The organism is SAR202 cluster bacterium (assembly GCA_016872355.1).
Classification (GTDB): Bacteria; Chloroflexota; Dehalococcoidia; order Lucifugimonadales; family VGZY01; genus VGZY01.
In genome coordinates this window covers 1-3,528 of record VGZY01000125.1, presented here as the reverse complement: position 1 = coordinate 3,528, position 3,528 = coordinate 1, and the positions used below count along the sequence as shown (strand labels likewise).

Genomic DNA, 3,528 nt, shown 5'->3' with positions numbered 1-3,528 from the left:
GTCCTCGATTGCCATGGACCAGCCCTGCCGCTCCATCCTTCCGGTAGGTCGCCAGAAGCCTCCATACCTGGCGCTCCGATACCCCCAATGCCGTGGCAGCTTGAGCCTTTGTCAATCGCTTCTCAAGAACAGCGTTCAACACTACCGTTAGTTTAGCCTCTCTCTCGCTCATTGTCAGTTCTTTCATAGACTGACATTTTCACTGCTCCCTTAACCCCTGACACTATCACTGCACCAATGCAGGCTGGAGAATAACGGCCTTGGCCATTTCACGGCCCGGGAGATCGGCCGCCACTGGGGAGCGTATTCGGCGCGTGCCATCGATGTGGATGGGGACGGCGACCTCGACGCTGCCCTTTCCGCTGTGCAGCTTTCAGGCCGCTACAGGACGGAGCCGGTGCGGAGCGCGCTGGTGTGGATGGAGAACGACGGCAGGCAAGGCTTCACAAAGCACGCTGTTATCGGCGCGCCGAAGGATATAATTTCCTTTGAAATAGCGAACATCCTCAACGACCCGTCGCCGGAGCTCATCGGCGGGAGCTTCAACGAATGCGGCTTCGGAAATCCGCCCTGCGGACCGGTGGGCCACAGGCTGGTAGTGTTCAACATTGCGCGGGTTAGCGTAGCGACGCCATCGGTGGGCGGAGTGGATCGGGACACTACGGGCCTTGCGATGCTCGCCATCGGAGCGGCGGCCGCTGTCGCGGGCGCGTGGATTCTCGCGTCGCGGCGGCGGATGCAGCGGTTCTGGTAAACTAGGTCTCACGTTTTCATGGAGAGCAAATGCCGTTGAGCAGACCCAGGTCGATGCGATACAAGCGGCTCTATGACCTGTTTGTGCTTCTGGCGGCGCACCTGGCCCTGCTGCCGGTGTGGTTGATTGCATGGACCGTCATACCGCTGGCCATCTGGCTGGAGGACCGCGGCCCCGTATTCTACAGGCAGGCCAGGGCCGGAAAAGGGCGCAAGGACTTCATGGCCATCAAGTTCAGGACCATGAAGGTGAACGCGGACAAGATGGGCCTCGTAACCGGCGACCGCGACCCGCGCGTCACGCGGGTAGGCGGCATTTTGCGCAGGACGGCGCTGGATGAGCTCCCGCAGGTGATCAATATTGCCAGGGGCGAGATGAGCTTCGTCGGCCCGCGCGCGCTGCCCGTGCAGATGCACGAGGACGAGACACGCGTGGAGCCGCGCTTCCCGGACAGGCTGAGGATGACGCCCGGCCTCACGGGGATCGCGCAGCTCTACCTCCCACGCCATTGCGGGCCGAAGCGCAGGCTGAGGTACGATATGCTGTACCTCACGCGCGCCAGCCTGTGGCTGGATATCAGAATCATGCTTGCGGCCGCAGTCAATACCATCACCGCCAGCTGGGGCACGGGCGAGAAGAGCGTGGCCGCCGGCGCCGGAACTAAATCGAAGGTCAGGGGAACGTAATGCGAATTCTTATCACCGGAGGCGCGGGCTTCCAGGGGAGCCACCTGGCAGAGCGCTGGCACGCCGCCGGTCACAAGGTGACGGTGCTCAATACTCTCTCCCGGCAGGCCCTGGAAAACATCAAGCACTTTCCGGAAGGCATCACTATCGTCTGGGGTAGCGTGACGGACCGCGAGGTAGTGGAGAAGACCGCGCGAGAGCATGAGGTGGTGGCGCACCTTGCGGCGCACATCAACGTGGACCAATCGCTCGACGGCCCTCATGACGTCGTTGCCGTGAACGTGGACGGCACCGTGAACGTCCTCGAGGCGGTGCGAAAGTCCGGCGCGCGGCTCATCATGGCCTCAAGCTGCGAGGTATACGGCCACGCCGAGCAGTCCCCCGTGACGGAGAAGGCGGAGCTTCGCCCTTACAGCCCGTACGCCGCGTCCAAAGCGGGGGCGGACAGGATGGCGTTCGCCTACCACAAAAGCTTCGGGCTGGATGTGACTATTGTTCGTCCCAGCAACGTTTACGGCCCGCGCCAGAAGTCCGGGCGGGGAGGCGCGGTGATCCCGATATTCGCCAATCTTGCGTGCGCCGGTAAGCCGCTCACGGTTTTTGGCACGGGAACTCAAAGCAGGGAATACATCAACGTGATGGACCTGGTGGAGGCGTGGGACATCATCCTGCAGCGCAAGGACCTGAACGGCGCGGTGCTCAACATCGGCACCGGCGAGACGCCTTCGATTCGAGAGATAGCCGACCATGTTGCGAAGCGCTTCGGCGTGCAGGTGATTAACGGCCCTGCGCGGCCCGGCGAGGTGCCGGGTTTCCGGTTGGACGGCAGCATGATGAAGCGCCTTGGATTCACGCCGCGAATCAAGTTCTGGGACGGCCTGGACGACTACCTGGACCTGATGGCGCCCAAATAGCACCTCGCATTCTCACAGAAAGCGTATAAACAGAGGACCCCGCCGCTGGCGGGGTCCTCTGTTTATACGGGGCAGACTTCCAGGCCGCCACTAGGGCACGCCGATCCCACCCGTTGGTTTCAGTGAGACTATCTGGCCCGCCGCGTTGATCGTGTTGCCGGCGGCGTCGCACCTCAAACGCGGCTCCATCATTACGCGGCTCCTGTACGCCTGTCCTATGCATGTCATCGCCGCGCCGGGGTCCGGCCCGTTGAAGAACACCGGGCCAAGGTACCCATCTGCCTGCCCGCCCACGATGTCGGAGTGGGATATGTAGAAATACCAACGTTCGATGTTCTTACTGGAAGAATAGAGCTCAAGCCAGTCGAGCACTTCGTGAATGTAGTTGCTCATCAGGTTCCAGTTGTACTTGCCGGTGCCACGGAACACATCAGGCTCTGTTGCCGAGATGCGCGTCCACCCGTCGTATCCCACATGAATGGCGATCTCAGTGATCCAGATCGGCTTGCTGGACAGGCCGAGGGTATTCAGATAGTCCCTCATTTTAAGGACCTGCTCGATTGCGATTGTGGAGTGTTTTGTTCTAACCCCATTGTAGAGCGGCCACTTGGTGCTGCTCGTACTTGCGTTCGGCGTGTTCAGCCAATCGATAGGGTATATGTCGATCGCCCAGGCGTCGAACGGCGGCAGGGCCTGGCCGTGCGTTGAGCGGTACTGGTTCACGAACGACTTCAGGAACGTGTCCCCACTAGTGATGCCGCCGCAGCCGTTGCAGGTGAAGTCCCAGTTCAGGATGCTCGGGCTCGTAAACCTTGCGGTGGGATCGATGGACTTGACGATGTTGTAGTAGTGCTCCCACGTGCTTACTTAGTTGGCGCCTATGCTGCTTACCTGGTTTCTGTTAAGTTCCCCCCCGATATACCACATGGTGCCGCGGGGCGCGGCGTTCACCCAACCGGCCACCGTGTCATAAGGCTCCTTGTCATTGGGGTCGCTGATGGCGATGTACCCAATTTTCGTCATGCCGCTCGAAGCGTCTGGGAAGAGCTTGTCTTTGCTCAGTGATATTGTCAGTAGGTAACTGCTCAGTGAATATGTCAGTCCATGAGAGGACTACATTTGACCGAGCGAGAAGCGAAGAGAGCACAGATACTGAACCTTGTTCTGGAGGGGC

General features: G+C 60.6%; 6 protein-coding genes. 4 read left to right on the top strand and 2 right to left on the bottom strand.

Features of this window, described 5'->3' with window-relative positions:
- Nucleotides 1-187 (bottom strand): helix-turn-helix domain-containing protein (locus tag FJ319_14645; protein MBM3935503.1); only part of this gene is annotated, 187 nt, incomplete at its 3' end.
- Nucleotides 188-364: 177 nt separating this feature from the next.
- On the opposite strand from FJ319_14645, the gene FJ319_14640 reads away from it, so the two are divergent.
- Genes FJ319_14640 through FJ319_14630 form a run of 3 tightly spaced genes read left to right on the top strand, consistent with a single transcriptional unit; the run spans nt 365 to nt 2,354 of the window.
- Entirely contained in the window at nt 365-754 is a 390-nt protein-coding gene (locus FJ319_14640) for a hypothetical protein (GenBank protein MBM3935502.1), read from the top strand.
- Nucleotides 755-783: 29 nt separating this feature from the next.
- Nucleotides 784-1,440 carry a sugar transferase gene (locus FJ319_14635; GenBank protein ID MBM3935501.1) on the top strand — a complete coding sequence of 219 codons (657 nt, stop codon included), beginning with the start codon at nt 784-786 and terminating at the stop codon, nt 1,438-1,440.
- Entirely contained in the window at nt 1,440-2,354 is a 915-nt protein-coding gene (locus FJ319_14630) for an NAD-dependent epimerase/dehydratase family protein (GenBank protein ID MBM3935500.1), read from the top strand. The genes FJ319_14635 and FJ319_14630 overlap by 1 nt, the downstream gene beginning before the upstream one ends.
- 90 nt (nt 2,355-2,444) lie before the next feature.
- Here FJ319_14630 and FJ319_14625 read toward each other — a convergent pair whose 3' ends face one another.
- The gene (locus FJ319_14625) at nt 2,445-2,897 is read right to left on the bottom strand and encodes a hypothetical protein (protein ID MBM3935499.1); all 453 of its coding nucleotides are present in this window, start codon (nt 2,895-2,897) and stop codon (nt 2,445-2,447) included.
- Between the two features lie 64 nt (nt 2,898-2,961).
- Here FJ319_14625 and FJ319_14620 point away from each other — a divergent pair, with 64 nt between their 5' ends.
- A complete protein-coding gene (locus tag FJ319_14620) occupies nt 2,962-3,201 on the top strand; it encodes a hypothetical protein (GenBank protein MBM3935498.1) in 240 nt (79 codons plus the stop codon).
- The last annotated feature ends 327 nt before the right edge of the window (nt 3,202-3,528 follow it).